Source organism: Alphaproteobacteria bacterium, assembly GCA_030680745.1.
Lineage (GTDB): Bacteria > Pseudomonadota > Alphaproteobacteria > JAUXUR01 > JAUXUR01 > JAUXUR01.
This window is the reverse complement of the sequence record JAUXUR010000016.1, coordinates 26,800-48,983: the sequence shown is the minus strand read 5'-3', so window position 1 is coordinate 48,983 and position 22,184 is coordinate 26,800. Positions and strand designations below refer to the sequence as shown.

At 35.1% G+C, this 22,184-nt stretch carries 16 protein-coding genes; 6 read left to right on the top strand and 10 right to left on the bottom strand.

The features are described 5' to 3' along the window. Positions 1-194 precede the first annotated feature (194 nt). From Q8L85_01220 to Q8L85_01200, 5 genes are all read right to left on the bottom strand, one after another. Positions 195-1,079 (bottom strand): S49 family peptidase, encoded by an 885-nt coding sequence (locus tag Q8L85_01220; protein MDP1723308.1) that lies wholly within the window; start codon positions 1,077-1,079, stop codon positions 195-197. A gap of 9 nt (positions 1,080-1,088) precedes the next feature. Further along, a complete protein-coding gene (locus Q8L85_01215; GenBank protein MDP1723307.1) occupies positions 1,089-1,556 on the bottom strand; it encodes a PTS sugar transporter subunit IIA in 468 nt (155 codons plus the stop codon). A gap of 9 nt (positions 1,557-1,565) precedes the next feature. After that, complete coding sequence (raiA, locus tag Q8L85_01210; protein ID MDP1723306.1) at positions 1,566-2,141, bottom strand: ribosome-associated translation inhibitor RaiA; 576 nt, start codon at positions 2,139-2,141, stop codon at positions 1,566-1,568. A gap of 55 nt (positions 2,142-2,196) precedes the next feature. Further along, positions 2,197-6,999, bottom strand: a complete 4,803-nt coding sequence (locus Q8L85_01205) for an NAD-glutamate dehydrogenase (GenBank protein MDP1723305.1) — start codon at positions 6,997-6,999, stop codon at positions 2,197-2,199. A 92-nt stretch (positions 7,000-7,091) separates the two neighbouring features. Continuing rightward, on the bottom strand, positions 7,092-7,598 hold the full coding sequence (locus Q8L85_01200; protein MDP1723304.1) for an SH3 domain-containing protein: 507 nt from the start codon (positions 7,596-7,598) through the stop codon (positions 7,092-7,094). 33 nt (positions 7,599-7,631) lie between these two features. On the opposite strand from Q8L85_01200, the gene Q8L85_01195 reads away from it, so the two are divergent. From Q8L85_01195 to Q8L85_01185, 3 genes are all read left to right on the top strand, one after another. Next, complete coding sequence (locus tag Q8L85_01195) at positions 7,632-8,432, top strand: class I SAM-dependent methyltransferase (GenBank protein ID MDP1723303.1); 801 nt, start codon at positions 7,632-7,634, stop codon at positions 8,430-8,432. 159 nt (positions 8,433-8,591) lie between these two features. Then, the gene (locus Q8L85_01190; GenBank protein ID MDP1723302.1) at positions 8,592-9,230 is read left to right on the top strand and encodes a carbonic anhydrase; all 639 of its coding nucleotides are present in this window, start codon (positions 8,592-8,594) and stop codon (positions 9,228-9,230) included. Positions 9,231-9,580: 350 nt separating this feature from the next. Continuing rightward, positions 9,581-10,015, top strand: a complete 435-nt coding sequence (locus Q8L85_01185; protein ID MDP1723301.1) for a hypothetical protein — start codon at positions 9,581-9,583, stop codon at positions 10,013-10,015. Positions 10,016-10,061: 46 nt separating this feature from the next. On the opposite strand, the gene Q8L85_01180 is transcribed toward Q8L85_01185, so the two are convergent. Next, positions 10,062-11,024, bottom strand: coding sequence for an L-threonylcarbamoyladenylate synthase (locus Q8L85_01180; protein ID MDP1723300.1), 963 nt, complete (start codon positions 11,022-11,024; stop codon positions 10,062-10,064). 195 nt (positions 11,025-11,219) lie between these two features. Between Q8L85_01180 and Q8L85_01175 the strand changes: the two genes are divergently transcribed. Both Q8L85_01175 and Q8L85_01170 read left to right on the top strand, forming a co-directional pair. Next, the gene (locus Q8L85_01175) at positions 11,220-11,873 is read left to right on the top strand and encodes a hypothetical protein (GenBank protein MDP1723299.1); all 654 of its coding nucleotides are present in this window, start codon (positions 11,220-11,222) and stop codon (positions 11,871-11,873) included. Positions 11,874-11,953: 80 nt separating this feature from the next. Continuing rightward, a complete protein-coding gene (locus Q8L85_01170) occupies positions 11,954-13,225 on the top strand; it encodes a hypothetical protein (GenBank protein ID MDP1723298.1) in 1,272 nt (423 codons plus the stop codon). 143 nt (positions 13,226-13,368) lie between these two features. On the opposite strand, the gene Q8L85_01165 is transcribed toward Q8L85_01170, so the two are convergent. Both Q8L85_01165 and Q8L85_01160 read right to left on the bottom strand, forming a co-directional pair. Next, positions 13,369-15,177 carry an aminopeptidase P family protein gene (locus tag Q8L85_01165; protein MDP1723297.1) on the bottom strand — a complete coding sequence of 603 codons (1,809 nt, stop codon included), beginning with the start codon at positions 15,175-15,177 and terminating at the stop codon, positions 13,369-13,371. Continuing rightward, positions 15,138-16,022, bottom strand: a complete 885-nt coding sequence (locus tag Q8L85_01160) for a 50S ribosomal protein L11 methyltransferase (protein MDP1723296.1) — start codon at positions 16,020-16,022, stop codon at positions 15,138-15,140. Before Q8L85_01160 ends, Q8L85_01165 begins: the two co-directional genes overlap by 40 nt. A gap of 420 nt (positions 16,023-16,442) precedes the next feature. On the opposite strand from Q8L85_01160, the gene Q8L85_01155 reads away from it, so the two are divergent. Continuing rightward, positions 16,443-17,621 carry an acetyl-CoA C-acyltransferase gene (locus tag Q8L85_01155; GenBank protein MDP1723295.1) on the top strand — a complete coding sequence of 393 codons (1,179 nt, stop codon included), beginning with the start codon at positions 16,443-16,445 and terminating at the stop codon, positions 17,619-17,621. On the opposite strand, the gene Q8L85_01150 is transcribed toward Q8L85_01155, so the two are convergent. Continuing rightward, positions 17,614-19,074, bottom strand: a complete 1,461-nt coding sequence (locus tag Q8L85_01150; protein MDP1723294.1) for an efflux transporter outer membrane subunit — start codon at positions 19,072-19,074, stop codon at positions 17,614-17,616. The genes Q8L85_01155 and Q8L85_01150 overlap by 8 nt on opposite strands. A gap of 2 nt (positions 19,075-19,076) precedes the next feature. Further along, positions 19,077-22,184 (bottom strand): efflux RND transporter permease subunit, encoded by a 3,108-nt coding sequence (locus Q8L85_01145; GenBank protein ID MDP1723293.1) that lies wholly within the window; start codon positions 22,182-22,184, stop codon positions 19,077-19,079.

Below are 22,184 nucleotides of genomic sequence, written 5' to 3'. Positions count from 1 at the left end.
TTCCTTATTTTCTTGGTGTGGTTATATTACAAATTAATCTAAATCATTCTTATACGGATAGCATGCATTGTAAAGTCACAACATAAAAATCAATATATCAAGATGAATGGTCACAACGATTAATTATATGTTTTAATTAAATAAATATGATAAAATGAAGCTTATGAAGCGTATCGAATCCCGCAAATTGATTATTAGAGACGATAACGGGACCACAATATTTGTGCATCGATTGTTTCAACTAAATGATCTAATGGTTTTTGATGTAACCCTAACAATCTTTTAATAAAAGATCCTTGAGCTAATTGAATATATTTTATTTTAACGTTTTTACCGAATTTCGCGTAAATTGTTGGATATAAAAGTCCAATCTCATCGATCAGACCTAATTCTTTTGATTTTTTACCTGACCAAAAATCACCTTGAAAAAGAATATCATCCTCTGCTTGGAGACGATGAGTGCGTCTTCCTTTGACATAAGCAATAAAATGTTGATGGATATCGTTTTGAATGTCTTTAATACGTTTGATATCATCTTGATTTTCTGGCAAAAATGAATCCAATTGGTTTTTGCTTTGACCGGACGTATAAACGCGTCGCTCAACACCTATTTTTTCAAGTAATTTAGGAAACCCAAAACCAGCTGCAACAACACCAATTGAACCTATAATCGATGATTCAAGAGCAATAATTTTTTCTCCAGCACAAGCGAGCCAATAACCACCAGAGGCTGCAACATCTTCAACGAAAGACCAAACAGGTACTTTGTTGCGTTTGCTTAATTCTAAAATACGATCAGCTATAAGATTCGCTTGTCCCGGCAATCCACCAGGTGAATTAATAATAAGACATAAAAGATCAGGTTTACATTTAAATGCTTCATCAATAGGTTCACGTAAAGATTCAAATTGAAGAGATCCTTGCCCGTGAGATTTTTGACCAATAACACCCGCTAATCTTAGAATAGTAACACGCTTCTTTTTTGGTCCAAATAAACGCTGAAACCAGGATAATTTAAAAGATTTTGAACCTTCACTTTTTTGTGATTCATCTAAAACTTGAGATATTTTTTTTGGCACACCAACCCCCTATGCAGCTTTAGCTACAGAATCATCAATCAGCAAATTATAAATATCTGTTTTATCCGTTAAATGCCTTAGTCTTTCGCATAAAGTATGATCTTTAAAAAGACGCGCAACACGGGCTAATGCTTTTAAATGATCAGCGCCAGAAGCATCAGGTGCAATTAAAAGAAAAACAAGATCAACAGGATGATTGTCTAGGGATTCAAAATCAAGAGGTTCCGTTAACGTAATGAAAAGTCCATATGTTTTAGTAAGTCCAGCAATCTTTGCGTGGGGAATGGCAACACCATTCCCTACACCTGTTGATCCTAGTTTTTCACGCGTAAAAATTGCTTCAAACAAATCTCCCTGAGGCAGAGAAAGATGAATTGAAGCAATTTCAGCCAGTTGTTCAAATAAATTTTTCTTAGTTGTTACTTTAAGTTGCGTAACAATACGGTTAATTTGAGGAAGTAAATCAAATAATTCCATCGTCTCACTTTAACTGTTTTTAGGATCAATCCAGCCTATATGTCCATCAGGACGTCTATAGACTACATTTATACCACCATGTTTTTTATTACGGAAAACAAGCGTTGCAATATCGCGTAAATCCATATGCATAACTGCTTCGCTTACACTGAATGAGTCAATATTTGTTTCCATTTCAGCAATAACAATTGGTTGCGCATCATGTTCAATCAATTCTTCAGAGAAAGGATTGTTTTCGAGTACATATTGCTGCGCTGAAAGCGTATCAATCGCATCAGTAACGCGTTGATTACGATGCTCTTTTAATTTTGTTTTATAGCGTTTAAGTTGACGTCTAATTTTATCTGCAGCCATGTCATAAGCAACATAAGCATCATCGGCCGCTGCATGCCCTTGAATAACAAGACCTGCTTGAGGATGAAGCGACAATTCGACAAGAAATTGATGACGTTGCTTGGAGAAAGTAACCCGCCCATCGATGGGGTGTTGAAACATACCACGTGTGACTTCGGTTAAAATTTCCATGACATAGGTTCTCAATGAATCGCCTACATCAACATGCTGACCTGTAATTGTGATATTCATCCGTTTCTCCTTTTTGTTCTTAATATCATTATAGCAAAATTTTAAGATTTTCGCTCTAATTTAAGGGTGTTAACGATTTTAATTGGTTATTCATGACCATCAACATCGGAATGTCTAAAACCGGAAGAGATTTTAGCTCTTTAATCATTTCATCGATCGGTAAAATAGGCTCATTGTGCAAATCTAGCCAATTTTGCATCAAAACTTCCTTAATATTTTCCTTATGATGCATCATGTCAATTGTTATACCTGCCTGATGTGCATAAAACTCTTCAACAAGCGACGAAATTGCAATTTTTTGCCATTGATTTTCAACATCAACCAGACGCGCAGATTGTCTAAGCCAATTAAGAGAGAATCTTTTACCAACAGCAAAAAATACACTTGCTACCTCAATAACACTTAAATGTGTATAATGTCCAATACGAATAATATCACAAGCTGAATTTAAGAATGACATATTGGCAATACTGCGCGCTAAAGATTCAGGCACATTTTGGCGGGTAAATTCTGAAACCCTAGTTTCCAAATGATCCTGGTCATTTTGATCAATAATTTGATTAAAAGATTCTGTTAGAATTTTTATATCTTGACCAAAAAATTCTATATTTTCATTGAGCTTAAGCGGGTGCGCGCAATAACGTAACAACCACAAAGTTACACGCTGTAACAAACGTCTCACACGACCAACAAGCATTAATTGAACATTTACGGCCACTTTACCATCAAGTGCTTCAATTTGTGACCATATATCATCTAAATTAAATATGTGTCGTGTGATAAGATAAGCACGCACAACATCACTTGCTGAAGATCCTGTTTTTCTAATTTTTTCATTTACAAAGGCAATACCGGCTCTATTCACGATGTCATTCGTCACCATCATCGTTGTAATTTCGTGTTTCAAGCTATGTTTTAAGATTTGCTCTGGAAATTGTTCTTGAATTTGTTTCGGAAAATAATGCATTAATTCTTGATCTAAGGCAGGATCATCGGCAAATTTGTTATCCGATAAGCTACGTGTCAACGTCAATTTTGCATGCGCAATAAGAACTGATAATTCAGGCCTTGTTAGACCTTTTTTATGCAATCTACGCTCTTTCATTGTTTCTTCATCAGGCAATTTTTCAAGAACGCGATCGAGCATTCCTTTCTTTTCAAGATACTGAATAAGTCTTGAATAATGATTGGCGTGATCAAATCCTTGTTCTTCAGCATGGGTTAAGGCTTGCGTCTGAAGATAATTATCACGAATCACAAGTTTTCCAACTTCATCTGTCATTTCAAGAAGAAGTTTATTGCGGTCAATAAGTGTTAATTCTCCAGCTCTCATAACATCATTTAAAAGAATTTTGATATTAACTTCATGATCGGAACAATTGACGCCACCCGCATTATCAATAGAATCTGTGTTAAGTCTGCCCCCATTCAATGCAAATTGAATCCGTCCTAATTGTGTTATAGCAAGATTTGCACCTTCACCAATAATTTTGGCGTTTAATTCTTTTGCATTAATACGCAAAGCATCATTAGCACGATCCCCAACTTCTGCATTATTTTCAAAACTTGATTTGATAAAAGTGCCAATGCCCCCAAACCATAATAAATCTATTTTGAAACGTAAGATTTCACGAATAAGTGCATTTGGCTCTATTTCGTCCTGCGTTAAACCAAACAATATTTTAATTTCAGGTGTTAAAGTGATTGATTTTTCAGAACGCAGAAAAACACCACCGCCTTTAGAAATTGATTTTTGGGTGTAATCTAACCAAGTGGATCGTGGTAAATCAAAAAGTCTTTTACGTTCATTAAAACTTGTTAAAGGATCGGGATTGGGATCAATAAAAATAGCGTGATGGTTAAAAGCTGCAATTAACTGTATCTTGTCAGATAATAACATGCCATTGCCAAAAACGTCGCCCGCCATATCGCCTACACCAATACAGGTAAAGCTTTCATTTTCGATATCTTTGTCCATTTCATAAAAATGACGTTTAACAGATTCCCAAGCACCTTTTGCTGTAATACCCATTTTTTTATGGTCATAACCGGCAGAACCACCGGACGCAAAAGCATCCCCTAACCAGAAATTGTATTCTTGTGATATTTTATTGGCAATATCTGAAAAACTTGCCGTTCCTTTATCAGCGGCTACAACAAGGTAAGGATCATCATTATCACGTCTTATAACATTTTTAGGATAAATGATTTGATCTTCATATAGATTATCTGTGAGATCTAAAAGCCCCCGAATAAGAATCGAATAACAATCAATAACTTCTTGAGATGTTGGATTAGGTGATTTGACAACAAAACCACCTTTTGCACCCACAGGCACAATCAATGCATTTTTAATTGTTTGAGCCTTCATAAGACCTAAAACTTCAGTTCTGAAATCTTCCCGTCTATCAGACCACCTAATGCCACCACGTGCGACTTTACCACCCCTTAAGTGAATAGCCTCAACTTTAGGAGAATAGACAAAAACTTCATAAAATGGTTTGGGTAATGGCAATTCATCTATTTTACGGGAATCAAACTTAATCGCTACATAAGGGTGTGATTTTCCAAAAGCATTCTTTTGAAAATAGGTAACACGTAAACTTGCGTGAAGAAGATTTAAAAAGCGTCGAATGATGCGATCTTCATCAGCGTTTTTAACATTGACGAGTTCTTTTAAAATATAGGTGCTTTTTTCTTGAATCTTCGATTGGTCAATTGATTCATTTTTAGGATCAAAATAAAGATAAAAAATGTCTACAAAGGTTTTAGCCAAATGAGAATGTTTAACCAATGTTTCTTCAAGATAATTATGGCTAAAATGGACCCCGATTTGACGCAAATAACGAGAATACGTTCTTAAAATCGTTATTTCTTTCCACGTTAATTGAGCTGTTATGACGAGTGCATTTAAATAATCGTTTTCAATTGCACCTTCCCATAATTTAAGAAAAGCATTCTCAAATTTTTCTTTGATTTGATCCAAATCAATTTTGAGTTTTGAACTTAAGCAAAATTCGTGAATCCATAAGGATTCATCAAGTTCTTGAACTTTCACTTCAAAGGGCACTTCACTGATCGCGCGTAATCCCATTCCTTCAAACATTGGCATAACATCTGATAGATGAATGGGTGATGCAAGATGGTAAAGCTTAAGATAAATAAGTTCCTCGTCTTGATCTGGAAGTTGAAATAAATTAATACCTAATTTTTGACTTTGAATGACATCAAAACAAATTTCAATATCAACAAGCGCAAATTCAGGCGCATATTTATCGCGATACGAAAAAGGAAAAGCTTGAGAAAACTGACGGAAATAATCGCGCCCTAATTCTTCACCTTTTTTATTTAACAAAACAAGACGCAAATGATCTTGCCATGTTTCAGCAGCTAAGCTTAAATGTTCTGTAATTTCTTCTAAATTATAAAGGGGTAAAAACCCTCGTTTAATGCGTAAAATAACATGAAGTCTGGCCAAATTATCATCAGAAATATGGGTATAAAATGCAGATACTTTACCATTAAAAGAAAGTTCCAGAATTTTTAAAAATTTTTCACGCAAGGCTGTATCATATCTGTCACGCGGCACATAAACAAAGCATGAAATACTTCTTCCAAACGGATCTTTACGTATAAAAAGAGCAATTTCAGGACGCGCCATAAGCTCTAAAATACCTAAAGATATTTCATATAATTCTTCGGCTGAAATTTGAAAAAGTTCATCACGTGGAAAGCTATTTAAAATATGGGTAATGGCTTTACCGTCATGGCTTTTTGGGTGATAACCCGATCTTGTGACAATAGATGAGGCTTTACGTCTGCAAATAGGAATAAGTTCTGGCTTATCGTGGTAAGCAGAGGCTGTAAAAAGACCAATAAATTGATAATCACCTACAACATCTCCTTTAGGAGAGAATTTTTTAATAGAAACAATGTCTAAAAAACTAGGACGATGAACGGGTGATCTTTTTGTACTTTTGCTAAAAATAATTAAATCGGGACGTGTGGATAAGGCATGAACTTCTGGCGGCACATCCCCATTATCTTCATCTTCATAAAGCATAAAAGCGGGATCTTTAAAAAGCCCTAAAGCTTCATCTGAAAGAACACGATTTTGAATTTTACCATTTTTCGCAGAATAAAGATATTCGCGATAGCCTAAAAACGTAAAATGGTCTTGATCTAACCATTGAAGAAAAGCACGCGCTTCTTCTTCATCTTCAATTTTAAGACCTGGCACAAAAGTCATATCATTAATAACAGAGTATAATTTTTTGCGCATTATTTGCCAATCATGAACTGATTGGGCTACGTTTTCGAGTACGCGTCTAAGGTTTGCTTCAATATCATTTTTTTGGAATTCACTTAAAGATTCATTCAATTGTAAAAGCATAACACATTCAACTGAAATTGTTTCCTTAGACGTATCTGATGTTTTAGGGAAATCCATTATTTTCCCATTTTTATCACGCTCAATAACAAAAACTGGATGGAGAAAAAGAGAGGGCGAAAATCCTAAACGTAAAAGCTCAGAGGAAATAGAATCAACGACAAAAGGCATGTCTGTTTGAATAATTTCAATGATTGTTTTTGGGCCCAACCAATTGTTTTCTTGATCATAATTGCTTTTTAATCTAATTTTAAGTTCGTTTTTTTGACGATCTTGTAAAAATTCCCAAACGCCACTTACATAATGCGCAAGATGTTCAGGTGATGCATAAATAAGATCATCTTTTGTTAAATGGTCAAAAAAATGTCTGGTAAAAAGCGTTAGAATTTCTTTTTTAGTTGAAGGAAAATAATGGCTTGCTAAATCAATAATTTTTTCAATTTGTTCACTTTTACGGTTTTTCATCATATTAATGGCCTGTACTTTACCCATAAAATTTATATCCTTCACTATATTATTCTAAAACCTTAGACAAACCAAGAAACATACTCAAAAAATACTTATTTTTTATCAAATTCTGCCCCCCAAAGATGCTCACGCTCAATCCACCCTGTATGATTTTTATGGTTACTCAGCGTTAATCTGCACCAATTTCCTTTGCACAATTTTAATTGACCAATGATACCATCGCCAATTGTTACAATGATAGAAGAACTAGCTTGAGGCGCACGTCTTAAAAAGGCCTTAGATGTGTTAATCATAGCCGTTTTATTGCCTGTTAGCATCGACTGGAAAACCCAGCCAATCGTACCATCATGAAGTTCAATTTTACGCCAATTTTCTTGTTCAGCAATAACTTTAACGGGAAGGAATTTTTTTTTAATAACCCAAGAAATGGGATAACGTGTTCCAGGACCGCTTCTTAAATTAACGTCTGCTGATCTTAAAGCTGCAAATCGCGGAATGGGAAGACCTGAATTGAGAGGAAGTTTTGCGTAAAGATACGTATTTTCAGCCATACTAAAAATTAGACAAAAACTAAAAAAATGAGCTAATGTCTTAATCACAATGCATCCTTTTGAACCGAAAATGTCAATACCATGAAAAATATACCTAAAATCTTTGATAAAGCCTATATTAAATCGATACGGACAAAAACGCTACCTTTACTTCCGCCTTTTAATTTTTTACATTATGAAATAAATGAAAGGCTTATTGAAAGATTAAAAGAGTTTAATCGCTCTTTTGATACAGTTTTAATCCTAGGGTCTAAAAGTAATAATTTATTTAATTATTTAGAAAATAATAATAACTTTCAAAATATTACAATAATGGATTTTGGACACTTAAAAAAACATGAAAAATATAACTTTATTCAAGGCGATGAAGAAAATTTACCTTTTGCGCCAAATAGTTTTGATCTGATCATATCGTCTACCCATTTGCATATGACCAATGATTTGCCAGGTGCTTTAAAACAATTTCATACAAGTCTTAAAAACAATGGCGTTTTTATAGGGAGTCTTTTTGGTGGTGAAACACTTTACGAATTAAAAGAATCCTTTTATAAAGCTGAAATGACTTTAACCCAAAAAATATTCCCCCATATCATTCCCATGATTGAGGTCAAACAATTAGGGGATTTGCTCAAACGCGCAGGATTTGAACTCCCCCTTAGCACCGAAGATCGCCTTGAAGTAACTTATTCGCATCCCCTCAATCTTTTAAGAGATTTAAAACAAATGGGTGAATCAAATACATTAGACCAACGTTCACGACAATTTTTAAATAAAAAAGTTTTTGATAGAATGTGTTATAACTACATAAGTGATTTTAGCATTGAAGAAAATAAAATTTTGGCAAGCTTTGACCTGCTTATTGGTTCTGGCATGAAGATTTGATATAGTAAAGTAACTTCAAATTGATACATCGTCAAACCTTCCTCATGTAGAAAGGGACTACACATCGCGCGTCATTCCTTGTCTGAATTTAAAGTTATTTCACTATATTTTCACTAAGGAATAAACACTCGACCTCCACAGTTTGAAAGAGAAGAATATATGGCAAAAAATATAGAAAATTTAATCAAAGGTTATCAAAAATTTAAAGAAAATTATTTTGACGGGACGTCCTCAACTTTTGAAAGTCTTGTACGTTTAGGACAACAGCCTAAAATTTTAATGATTGCTTGTTCAGATTCACGTGTTGATCCAGCTATTATTACCAATTGTGAGCCTGGCGATTTATTTGTTATTCGCAATGTGGCTAATCTTGTGCCACCTTATCAGGCGGATGATTCTCTTCACGGCACAAGTGCTGCGCTTGAATTTGCTATATGTAATTTACAAGTACAACATGTCATCGTTTTTGGGCATAGCCAATGCGCTGGCATTCAAGCACTTCTTGATCATGCAATAACGCCATATCTGCCCTATAGCTTTATAACCAAATGGATGGAATTAGCCCAACCTGCTTGTGATCAAACCTATCTACAGCATGCTGAAGCGAACCCAGAAGCAAAAAATCATTTTTGCGGCAAATATGCCATTATAAACTCACTCAAAAATCTTATGACGTTTCCATGGATTAAGGAAAATGTTCAAAAAAACAATTTAATTATCCATGGTTGGTTTTTTGATTTATCAACGGGCATTATTAATGCATATAACGATAAAATAGATCAATTTGAAGAATTATAGTCGACAGACATTGGAAGGATACATCGTCACGCCTTACTCATGTATATAGGGATACACTTCGTTCGTTGTTCCTTGTCTACTTCTCAAGGCTATCGACTATATAAAATTTTAATCCTTATACCCAAATGATTTGGAAATGTCGATTTTTAGGCATGAGATTTGAGGTGATTTTTGATGCCAAAAATAACGACAGGTAATTGTTTTACCTTAGAAATTTTTGGTTCAAAAAGCGGCCAAAAATCATAGACTAAAAACGGTAGTTTCAGATAATTTGGGTATATATATTGAAAAATTAAAACATTTCATGGCATTATGCTGACGATAATAATTTTATAGAGGAACCCTAAAGAATGAAGAAATCACTTTTGCTTATTGCTGCTTTTTCTTTCGTCTCCAATATCACTTTTGCCGAAGAAAAAACAAAAGAAGAACCTGCCGCTATCAGCCAACACACCATTACGCTTAACCATTATAAGGATGGATCTGCACAAATTGTATCTGCTGATCATCAACATATTGCACCTGAAAAAGGACATCCAAGCGAAAAACAAGCCATTCTTTTTTCTGATAAATTGGTTAATTCATCTAAAAATGCTGTAAAAAAAGTTTCAACAAATGCACGTCCTGCTGAAAGAGGTCTTAAACCAACATTGACGCAAATTGTGAGCGAAACACCAAGTCAGCATATTAAAGACCCTATTCAAGCACATGCACAAAACGTACATACAAATGCGGCACCTGCAGCACATGCGGAAGCTGTTGTACAACCTGTGTCAGCTGAATAAAATTAAAATAACCCCCGTTTTAGCGGGGGTTAAGAAAACTTGATGTTCAATTTGAGGTTATTTCATTACAAGCTGCAGCTCTACTCAAACGATCATTAATCGCGCCCCCTAAACCTTCATTCGGAATGGGCATAACGGCGATACCGCTTGATTCTTGTGCATCAAGAATATGTAATGCTTCAAAAAAATGACTTGCAGCTTCTACCAGATCACCTTTTTCACTTAAATTATATACATATCCTTTTGTAGCAAGTGGATGCGGCCCAAAAGCAAGAAGCACTTCATTCTCTTTAATCTTAGTCACATTTAGACGTATTTTATGATTCGGCGCATAATGGCTTTTTAATTGGCCAGGTGCAATCAAAGGCGCATCAATTTTATCAGTACTACATCCAATTATTAAATTGGGGATATATTCTTTTAATGTTTCGAAAGAAACAAAACCAGGTCGTAATAAAGTTGGAATGGGACCTGATAAATCCAAAATAGTGGATTCAAGTCCAATAACAGATGTGCCGCCTTCAAGAATGTTTGGTGCATTATCACCAAATGAAGCATGCACATGGACAGCTTTCGTAGGACTTATTTTACCTGAAACATTGGCGCTTGGCGCTGCCAATGGTAGATTTATTTTTTTCAGTAATTCAAGGGCGATAGGATGATTTGGAATACGCACACCAAGGGTTTGAAGACCCGCGGAAGCAAGTTTGGATATGGGTGAATCTGATTTAAGGGGTAAAATCAAAGTTAATGGACCTGGCCAAAAAAGAGTACCCAATTTTAAGGCTAGATCTGAAAATTCAACATAATGTTGTGCTTGCTCAATTGAATAAAAATGAACGATGAGTGGATTAAATGATGGCCTGTTTTTAAGACGATAAATTTCAGCAATAGCCATATCACTTGTAGCGTCAGCGCCAAGACCATAAACAGTTTCGGTGGGAAAGACAATCGCTTTTTTATTGTGTAAAAAGGCAATCGCTTCATCGAGAGAGATAAAAGACATCATTTTATTTCAATTGTTAATATCTGTTATATTTAGTAGGTTTTAATACAAAAGTAAAATCAATCTTAACTCTTCCTGCTTCAATCTGTGGAGGGCGTTAGATTTCAGGATTCGACATACTCATGTATAAAGGATACACTCCGTGTGTCTCACCATTCATCTTCCTACCCACATTTTGAAACCGATTGAGTACACGGAATGAAATCATTTAAAGATATGCCGCACTTACTAAACACGCAAAAAGAAAAACCATCTTTTTGGATACGAGATGACGATTTAACGATACCTAATCCTAAAATGGATCAATTCTTAGATATTTGTGCGTCTTTTGCAATACCAGTCTCATTGGCCGTGATTCCAGCAGGGATGTCAAAAAATTTAAAGAATTATACACAAAATTATCCCAAATTATCCATTTTGCAACACGGTATTTGTCATGAAAATAAGGCGATAGCACAGCAAAAAAAATCAGAATTTATATCTTTTGATGATGCGCAATTACAAAATCTTTTGAGTGAAAAAAAACGCATGGAAGAACTTTTTGAGGACTCATTTAAACCCATTTTTGTGCCGCCCTGGAATAGAATGGATATGTCCTGGAAAGAACACATTTTAAAGCACTACAATCTTATTTCTGCTTTTGGCATTCATCTGGATGCATCTTATGTGAATACACATCTTGATCTTATCAATTGGAAAAAAAGATGTTTTAAAACCGAAGAGGAATTATATGTTGAATTGGAAAATTTATTAAAAAAAACGTCTAATATCGGTGTTTTGTCACACCATTTTATTTATAAAAAAAACGATTGGACGATATTTAAAAACTTATTACTTTCTTTAACGTCATAAAAAACATTAAGATTTATATTGATTTTGAATTTTACTATGGTATAAATACACCATTGTTTATATAAATTAAGAGGTTTACTGTGATAAAAAAAATTTCTACCGTCCTATTTCCAGCTTTTCTATTTTTTTCTTCAACGAATTATTTAGAAGCAACTTTTATTGATGGCCTTGTTGAAAGTGCAAAACCTGATAGATCAACACCTTGGATGCTTTTCGATCAACCCAATATCCAATTTAATGAATATAATATTTCTGCTTTGGACCTTGCTTGTGGTTTCAGGGCGTTCGGATATGCTTCACGTAATGATGCCATTGATGCGATGCTGAGCGCACTTGCTGATATAGACGAACAATATGAAAATCGTAATGCACAATTACGTGTCTATATTGAAAATGATTGTGGCGATAATGTTGAAGATTATTTAAAAAGTCTTAAAAACACACAATACGAACTTCCTTATACCATTAATAGATATATAGATAGCGATATTGATAAAAATCTTGAAGAATTTACATATACACTTATTAATGCTTTTGCTTTATTGAACAATATAAGCCTTTGCATTTACGAAGAAGTCAAAGATGAGAAAAAAACTATTTCTTTAACGCATTCATTCAGATGCGATAAAAGTGATAAAATACTACATCTTTTAAGTCGTGGGTTACATTACAATAAATTAGTTTTTACATCTGACGAAAATGAAAATTTAAGGGCACAGGATGCAGAAAATAATTATTTGAGTGAGTTACACGTTTTTTATGAACGTGAATTAGGCAATAAAGTAATGCAACCTTCTTTTAATAATCCTTTGTTCGATTATAATTTTTCTTCTAATATCACAGAACAATCTAATAAATTTAATGCAGATGAACAAAAAAAAATAAATTATTTTAATAATATGATGTTTTCATCTGATCAACGAGAACCATCTATTGTAGATAAAATTAATATTATTGAGGATTATACAGCTGAACAATCAACAAATGTAGAACAAAATCCGATGACGCCAATTTATCCAGGCATGCTTCATAAAGTTTCTGCATTAATTACAAATGAATCAGTTTTTAACGATATATCAAATGGTTATTTTGATACGCTTAAAAAAGAAGCATCTGACATTGATTATATTGAAATGTTAGAGAATCAGATGGATCTTTTACATTCAAATGTTGTAAATAGTATTAACAACGAAAGAGAACGTACTCAAGTCAATTTAGCCAATGAGATGTCAAGTAATAATCATTCTTATAATATTATAGATAATAATTCATTGAATAATATTACGTATAATAATGATGGTAATATGGATCTAGGTGACGATTTTTATTATAATCCGAATGATTTTAATTGATTACCAGACTTCAAGCATATCACTCCCTTGTTTCCCTGGATCCGCATTCGAGCCCTATGGGCTCTCATTGGTCCAGGGAAACAATTGAGTTGTTTGCAGATTTCGAAAAAGAGTTATATGTTGTCTTATGCATTAACAATCTATCACAACTTAGCAGTCGCGTTCTTCAACCAAATCTTAGTCTCTGCATCCACCAAATCGTTTAATTTTTCATAAACCTTTGTGTGATACTTATTAACCCAATCGATTTCAACTTGCGTTAATAAATCCTTATCAATCAAATGACGATCAATAGGCGCATAGGTTAAAGTTTCAAGCGATAACATAGGACGATTATTCGTATTGCCAGATTCTTGCACTGCCACAAGATTTTCAATGCGAATGCCATATTCACCCGCTACATAATATCCAGGTTCATTCGAAATGATCATACCCTTGCGAAGTGCCACATTATTAGGTGCTTTTGAAATACGCTGTGGGCCTTCATGAACATTCAAATAGCAACCCACACCATGTCCAGTACCGTGATCATAATCAAGGCCTTCTTGCCATAACGGATAGCGCGCGATAGCATCCAATTGATGACCGCTTGTGCCTTCAGGAAAACGTGCATTGCCAAGTGCTATATGTCCTTTTAAAACAAGCGTAAAATGCTTTTTTTGAGTCTTGGTTGGCGTACCAATCGCAATTGTACGTGTAATATCAGTCGTGCCATCCAAATATTGCCCGCCTGAATCAATTAAATAAAGCATATTGGGTGCAATAGGACGATTTGTTTCAGGACTTGATTTATAATGAACAATTGCGCCATTAGGGCCAGCACCTGAAATTGTATAAAAACATATGCCTTGAAACATAGGATCTTCTTGGCGACATTCTAGTAATTTTTGTTGTGCTGACATTTCGGTGATTTCTTCAGTCAATGCAGCCTTTGATACCCACGCTAAAAATTTTGTAACGGCAGCCCCATCACGAATGTGGGCTGAACGAACGCCTTTTAATTCAATCTCGTTCTTTTGAGCTTTTGGCAACAAACAAGGATCTTGCCCATAAATAAGTTCTGCATTTGATTGACGCAATTTAGCATCCACCCAAAAAGGGATGGTTTGGCGATCAACAAGAATTTTTTTCTGGGAAAGCGACAAGAAATGTTTTTCAAGCTCATGCTTTTCGGCGAAATGAACTTCATTCCCCAAATATATTTTAATTTCTGAGGATAATTTTTCAGATTCAATAAACCAAGCGACGTGACCTTTTGTATCAATCAACGCAAAACTTAAAGGTAAGGGCGAAAGCTCTACATCATTACCGCGTACATTCAAAAGCCAAGCAATTGAATCTGGTAAAGATAAAAAAGCATAATCAGCATGTTGTTTGATTAAATCTTGTGCAATTTGTGCGCGTTTATCAGAAGATTTTATGCCAGCATGCGTTATATTATGAATTTGAACAGGCGTTAAAGGTATTTTCGGTCGGTCGCTCCAAATAAGATCAATTAAATTTTGCGCAACAGGCACAAAAGTCACTTGTACGCCTACTAATTTTTCTTCATAAGATTTAATTTCTTCAGGCGTATGAAGCCATGGATCAAAACCAATACGTGATTTTGGTGCAATATTCTTTTGAATCCACGAGGATGCTGGCTTAATCCCCAATTCTTCGTAATCATAAAGATCATTTGGTACTTCATGTTGGACTTGAAGCGTATAACGACCATCTACAAAAATGGCAGCTTTTGTATTTGCAACAATTGCAAAACCAGCAGAACCTTTAAATCCTGTTAAATAAGCAAGTCGTTCAGAATGAAATGCTACATATTCACCCATATGCTCGTCACCACGAGGCACAAAAAAAGCATCAAGATTGTTTTTTTTAAGTTCTTGTCTTAATAATACTAGTTTTTCTTTTGAGTTCATGATGATGCCTTTATTTGATGTGTTAGTATGAGACAAGTCCATTCTCCTAATCTAATTCTTTTGTATAGTTTTAAGTCTTGCATGAAATGGGCATAAAGCACCATATTTTCTTGACGTCCAAGAAGTCCTGCTAAAATAACAAATCCATTGGGTGCCAAACATTTTTTCATATCAACAGCCATTTGCATTAAAGGTCGCGCCAAAATATTAGCGATAATCAAATCAAATTTTTGACCTTTAACTTTTTGGCTTTTATAGCCGTGGCCACAATAAGCATCAATCATAGATGCCATTTTATTGAGCGATGCATTTTCGTCTGTTACACGAATAGATTCAGGGTCGCAATCAACGGCTAACACTTTTTGAGACCATAATTTACTAGCGGCCATAGCAAGAATGCCTGTACCTGTGCCCATATCCAGTATTTTTTGAGGGTTTATTTTTTTTGATAATAACGATAAGGCTAAAAGACACCCAAAAGTACTTTGGTGCTCACCACTGCCAAAAGCGGTTGCCGCATTAATTTCTAAAGCATGTAATCCTTTGGGGAGGATGCCTTCATAATGACTTCCATGAATAAAAAATCGACCTGCAGTAAGAGGCGGGAAAGAGGCATAAGATTGTGCTAACCAATCAGCACGTGGCAAAAGTTCTAAAAAAACATCTTCGGCTTTTAGCTTTAATTGATCTTGAACTTCTGCAATAAGCGTTGCTTCTAAAAAATTCTTTTCAACATGCGGCAAAAAATAAGCTTCGACTTTCCAATCAATTTCGGAACCTGCCTCATAACTTGATAAGGCTTCTGCGTGATAGCCTAAAATTTCTTCAACCACTACAATTTGAGGTTGTTTGACGTTAACAGTTATTTTCCATAAATTCATACTACTAATCCCATTTTATACCTTTATAATGCATTTCTTATTAAAAAAGCTAGTAAAATTGCTGTATTTGGTACTTGTTACACGATACAATCCAAATTGAAATGCATCAATCTACCGGGCAAAAAATATAATTTTAGTGAGAAACCTGCCAATAACTCAGTGTTTTCCTGAACCAATGAGAGCCCAGAGGGCTCGAATGCGGATTCAGGATCCAAATAATACTCATGATCGCAGATCATGACGTTATTTAAATATTTTGCCATGCTCTTCGAGCATGTATTTCATTATGGATCCTGAATCTGCGTATGAAGCTTCGCTTCAACGCGTTCAGGAAAACAAAAGCGTGTAGACAATTTTCTGTTATAAAAATAAAAATTGTCCGGTATATTAAAATGCATAAACCCACAAAGGGAGAAAAAAGTGAAAGATTCAATCGTTATTGTTAGTACTGCACGTACGCCTTCAGGTGGTTTTCAAGGTGATTTAAAATCAGTTAAAGCAACAGAATTAGGCTCAATAGCCATAAAAGGTGCCGTAGAACGCGCACATCTTAAAGGCGATGATATCAGCGAAGTTCTTATGGGTTGCGTTTTACCAGCAGGCCTCGGCCAAGGGCCAGCACGTCAGGCATCCATTGGCGCAGGGATTCCTAAATCTGTAGGTTGTGTAACAATCAACAAATTATGTGGGTCTGGTATGAAAGCCATTATGCTTGGCCATGATTCCATTTTAACAAATACAAATTCTATCGTGGTAGCCGGTGGCTTAGAAAGTATGAGCAACGCCCCTTATTTGCTTGATAAAGCTCGTTCTGGCTATCGTTTAGGTCATGGTAAAGTACTCGATCATATGTTCTGCGATGGGCTGGAAGATGCTTATGAGGGCCGTCTTATGGGCACTTATGCTGAAGATACCGCGGAACATTATCAATTTACACGTGAACAACAAGATGCTTATGCGATTGAATCCTTAACACGCGCGCAACATGCTGTAAAAACTGGTTTATTTAAAGATGAGATTGTTGCCGTTGATGTTAGATCTGGCAAATCATCCATTCAAATTGTGAATGACGAGCAACCTTTAAAAGCAGATTTTGCTAAAATCCCCACATTAAAAGCAGCTTTTAGGGACGGCGGTTCCGTAACGGCGGCTAATTCATCCTCAATTTCAGATGGTGGCGCAGCTGTTGTTTTAATGCGTGAATCAGAAGCTGAAAAGCGTGGTATTAAACCACTTGCACGTATTTTAGGGCATTCAACACATGCTCAAGAGCCCGCATGGTTTACAACAGCACCCATTGGCGCTACTCAAAAACTTCTTCAAAAACTTAATTTGAGCGTTAAAGATATTGATCTTTTTGAAGTAAACGAAGCTTTTGCCATTGTTGCAATGGCTGCAATGCGTGACCTTTCTATTCCTCATGAAAAAGTAAATATCTATGGTGGCGCTTGTGCGTTGGGTCATCCTATTGGCGCGTCAGGTGCACGTATTGTTGTAACCCTTTTAAATGCGTTGCGTCACAATAATTTGAAAAAAGGTATTGCAACACTTTGCATCGGCGGTGGTGAGGCTACAGCATTAGCTGTTGAACTTATCTAGCAATGCATTCTTTGGGCGAATCCGGGAACGCATTTGCCCAACCACCCCCTAAAGATTTAATCAGTAATGCAGCACTCACCATTTCGCGACCTTTAAGCGTTACTAAATCTATTTCGCTATTCAAAAGATCTATTTGAAAAGTCACAACATCATAAAGTTGTGCTGTACCACTTTTATATTGATTCATGGCTATTTCCACTATTTGACGCGCGTTTTTAACAAATTCTGCTTGTTTTAATATTTCGTCGTCAAGATATTTAAGCGATACTAAATTATCTTCAACTTCCTGAAAGGCAGTTAAAACTGTTTGTCTATACGTCGCAATAAGTTGCTCTAGAACTGATCGCGCTTGTCTTATTTTTGAAACTTTTAAACCTGCATCAAAAAGTGTTGTAACGGCATTTGCTTCCAACAACCAAAATAAAGTGGGTATACTGAACCATTTTTTATAACTTTGACTCGATGAACCTTCATTAGCAATAAGCGATACAACAGGAAACAAAGCAGAAATAGCAATCCCAATTTGTGCATTTGCTTGAAATACAAGACGTTCAGCTTGTGCAATATCAGGTCGTCTTTCCAATAATTCAGAAGGAATGAGGCTAGGAATGCTTGGTTTTTGTAATTTTTCAAGTTGAGGCGTAAGTGTGAAATGAGCTGGTACTTTTCCTAGTAAAATAGCAATTGCATGTTCATATTCTGCACGTCCAATTTTATTATTTTCAGAAGCAATTTCAATTTTTTTGGTTAAATTATCAGCAAGCAAAATATCTTGTCTTGCAGCTGTGCCTGCTTTGTAACGATGATGTGTAATCGTCAATAACTTTTTGTAAGAATCCGATGTATTTTTAAGAATTTTTTCTATTTCATCTAATGTTGCTAATTGATAATAAGCCTGCACCAAACTTGCTTTAACAGATAAAACACCGTTTTCCAATTGATCTTTCACAGCTTCTTTATTTGCAAGATTTGCATCCACATTATTACGCACAGAGCCCCATAAATCAGGTTCCCAACCCGCATCAATTTGAAATAAATAATTTTTACTGTACTTAGTCCTTCCAGTACTTAGTGTTGATGATGATGAGGAAGAAGAAGCTGCAGAAGTAGAATTGCGTCTTCTTAAAACTGAAGTCGTGTTCGTTATTACTGGAAAAAAAGAAGTGCGCGCTTGTATAACAAGTTCATTTGCTTGTTTATATTGTGCTTGTAATGCTAAAATGGATTGGTTCTTAAATTCTATATTTTCTAATAATTTATTAAGTTCACTATTTTGAAATAAAGACCACCATGATCCTTTGGGTAATTGATCTTGTGGCTGCGCTATTTTCCATCCATCAGGTGCTTCTTTAAAATGAGTACCTGTATTCACAAAAGGTACAGCATATCTAGGGGAAAAATCACAAGCTTGCAAAGTGAAAATCATCATAAAAAGTAGAATATATCTAAACAATTTTATATTTCCTCAATTGGTTGCAATGGTTTTTTGCGTGTAAATAATTTATCCATTTTAATACGTAAAGCTTCAAAGCTAAGATAAATAACAGGCGTTGTATAAAGCGTTAAAATTTGACTTAAAATCAAACCACCGATAATCGAAATGCCTAAAGGCTTTCTAAGTTCTGAACCAACACCATCACCAAAAGCTAGAGGTAAAGCGCCTAAAATAGCCGCCATCGTTGTCATCATGATGGGGCGGAATCGAAGTAAACTTGCTTCATAAATTGATTGTTGTGGCGTTTTATGACCCTTTCGTTCAATTTGCACTGCAAAATCAATCATCATAATGGCATTTTTTTTAACAATACCAATTAGAAGAATAATACCAATGATAGCTATTATGCTTAATTCGGTTTTCATCAATAAAAGTGCCAATATTGCGCCGACACCTGCAGAAGGTAAAGTTGAAAGAATGGTCACGGGATGAACAAAACTTTCATATAAAACACCTAAAACGATATAAACGGCAAAAAGTGCGGCCAAAATTAAATAAGGTTGCGATTTAAGCGAATCTTCAAAAGCTTGAGCCGTTCCCCTAAAAGTTCCTTTAATGGTTGCAAGCGGTAAATTCATATCGGCGACTGTTTTTTTTATTTTTTCAACAGCTTCCCCTATCGAATAATCGGGCAAAAGATTAAATGAAAGTGTCGCTGATGGGAATTGCTCTTGATGATTGACGGCAAGTAATGTTTGACTCGGTTTAAAACTTGCAAAAGCAGAAAGCGGCACTTGCTTACCATCTGAAGACGTTAGGTAAATTTGATTCAACGTATCTGGATCTTGCCAAAACTTCAAGGCAACCACCAGAACAACATTATATTGATTCAACGAAGTATACATTGTTGAAATCTGGCGTTGTCCAAACAAATTATAAAGCATTGTATCTATTGTTTTTTCACTAATGCCAAATTGTGCAGCACGATCTCTATCAATAGTGACATAATACTCAAGTCCTTGATCTAATTGATCATTATTAAGATCAACGATCCCTTCAATTTTTTTAATTTCTTCCATCACCAATGGCGTCCAGTGATTCAATTCATCCAATTCATAAGACGAGAGCGTGTATTGATAATTACCGCTTCCCTGTCTTCCACCGATTTGAAGTTCTTGTGGAATACGCATAAAAAGCGTGGATCCTGGAATATCTGACAATTTTTTGCGCAATCTTTTCATGACGTCATCAATTGTTACTTTGCGTATTTCAGGCGGCTTTAGAACAATAAACATTGTTCCTGCATTAGACAAAGCTGTATTACCACCTACAAATCCTGATACCCTTTCAACGGCCGGATCTTCTTTAACCAAATGAACATAATCCTGAAGTTTTTGTTTTAAATGTGGAAAGGAGATATCTTGCTGCGCTCGGATAGAGCCCATAATTCTTCCCGTATCTTGTATAGGAAAAAAGCCCTTGGGTACAATAATAAAAAGATAAATATTAAGACTAATAATTAAAAATAAAATTATTAATACAAAAGCAGGATGTCTTAATGAACTTTTAAGACTTTTTCCATAAAACTTAATCATTGATTTTGTAAAACTAATTTTTTTCTTTTTTATTTTATTATTAGGAGAATTTTTTTTTGCCTTAAGCATTTGCGATGCCATCATCGGTGTAATGGTGAGTGACACAACCATTGATACTAAAATAGCAAAAGAAAGGCTCATTGCAAATTCATGAAACAAGCGACCAACAATGCCACCCATCAATAAAATAGGAATAAATACAGCAATCAATGAAATGCTCATTGATAAAACAGTAAACCCTACTTCTTGCGCGCCTATTAAAGCTGCTTTAAAGGGATGCATCCCTTTTTCGATATGACGCGCAATATTTTCAAGAACAACCACAGCATCATCGACGACAAAACCCGTTGAAATAGTAAGGGCCATAAGTGATAAATTATTTAAGCTATATCCTGCTAAATACATCAATCCAAACGTACCTAATAAAGAAATAGGAATCACAATACTCGGAATCAAAGAAGCCCTAACATCACGTAAAAAAATATAAATGACCAATATAACAAGGGCGATAGATAAAATGAGTGTAAATTCAACATCTTTTAATGAAGCCCTAATTGTTGTTGTCCGGTCTAACGTCATCGTCATATCTATCGCTTGAGGAATTGATGCTTTAAGATGAGGCATTATTTTATAAATATTATTGACTGTTTCAATAATATTTGAACCTGGCAATTTAAAAACGATCAGCAAAACTGATTCTTTATTATTATAGAATCCGGCATTTCTTAGATTTTCAAAAGAATCTGTAACATCAGCCACATCCGATAGTTTAATAGCTGCTCCATTTTTATACGAAATAATTATGGGTTTATATTGATAGGCTTTAAAAATTTGATCATTTGTTTTTAGTTCATACGTATGTGTTTCATCCTCTATTTGTCCTTTGGGCATCGTTACATTTGAACTTTGAATAACATTTTTTACATCTTCTAAACTCAAATTATAATTGTTTAATGCCATCGGATTAATTTCTACGCGAACAGCAGGTAGTGAACTACCGCCAACGATAACTTGTCCAACGCCTTCTTCTTGAGATAGTTTTTGCGCCAAAAAAGTTGATGCCGTATCGTACATTTCAATTTTTGAGTAAACATCAGATGTTAAAGCTAAAATACAGATTGGTGCATCTGCAGGATTAACGATTCTATAAGTAGGATTATTCGGTAAATCAGCAGGTAATTGACTTAATGATGCATTAATAGCCCCTTGAACATCACGTGCTGCCCCATTAATATCGCGCTCTAAATCAAATTGTACTGTAATTCTTGTACTACCTAATGCATTAGAAGACGTCATTTCGGTAATACCTGCAATACGTCCTAATTGTCGTTCAAGTGGTGATGCAATTGATGTTGCCATTATTTCAGGACTGGCGCCTGGTAAAGAAGCTGAAATACTAATTGTTGGAAAATCAACTTTTGGTAAAGCTGAAACAGGTAAAAACAAATAAGCAACAATGCCTATACAAATAATTGCAAGCCCCAACAAACTTGTGCCAATAGGACGAAAAATGAAGGGTGCAGAAATATTCAT

Excerpts from the sequence above, each read along its gene's own strand:
- Q8L85_01215 (MDP1723307.1), bottom strand. The coding sequence starts at position 1,556 with ATGGAATTATTTGATTTACTTCCTCAAATTAACCGTATTGTTACGCAA.
- raiA (MDP1723306.1), bottom strand. The coding sequence starts at position 2,141 with ATGAATATCACAATTACAGGTCAGCATGTTGATGTAGGCGATTCATTG.
- Q8L85_01205 (MDP1723305.1), bottom strand. The coding sequence starts at position 6,999 with ATGATGAAAAACCGTAAAAGTGAACAAATTGAAAAAATTATTGATTTA.
- Q8L85_01195 (MDP1723303.1), top strand. The coding sequence starts at position 7,632 with ATGAAAAATATACCTAAAATCTTTGATAAAGCCTATATTAAATCGATA.
- Q8L85_01190 (MDP1723302.1), top strand. The coding sequence starts at position 8,592 with ATGGCAAAAAATATAGAAAATTTAATCAAAGGTTATCAAAAATTTAAA.
- Q8L85_01185 (MDP1723301.1), top strand. The coding sequence starts at position 9,581 with ATGAAGAAATCACTTTTGCTTATTGCTGCTTTTTCTTTCGTCTCCAAT.
- Q8L85_01180 (MDP1723300.1), bottom strand. The coding sequence starts at position 11,024 with ATGATGTCTTTTATCTCTCTCGATGAAGCGATTGCCTTTTTACACAAT.
- Q8L85_01175 (MDP1723299.1), top strand. The coding sequence starts at position 11,220 with ATGAAATCATTTAAAGATATGCCGCACTTACTAAACACGCAAAAAGAA.
- Q8L85_01160 (MDP1723296.1), bottom strand. The coding sequence starts at position 16,022 with ATGAATTTATGGAAAATAACTGTTAACGTCAAACAACCTCAAATTGTA.
- Q8L85_01145 (MDP1723293.1), bottom strand. The coding sequence starts at position 22,184 with ATGAATATTTCTGCACCCTTCATTTTTCGTCCTATTGGCACAAGTTTG.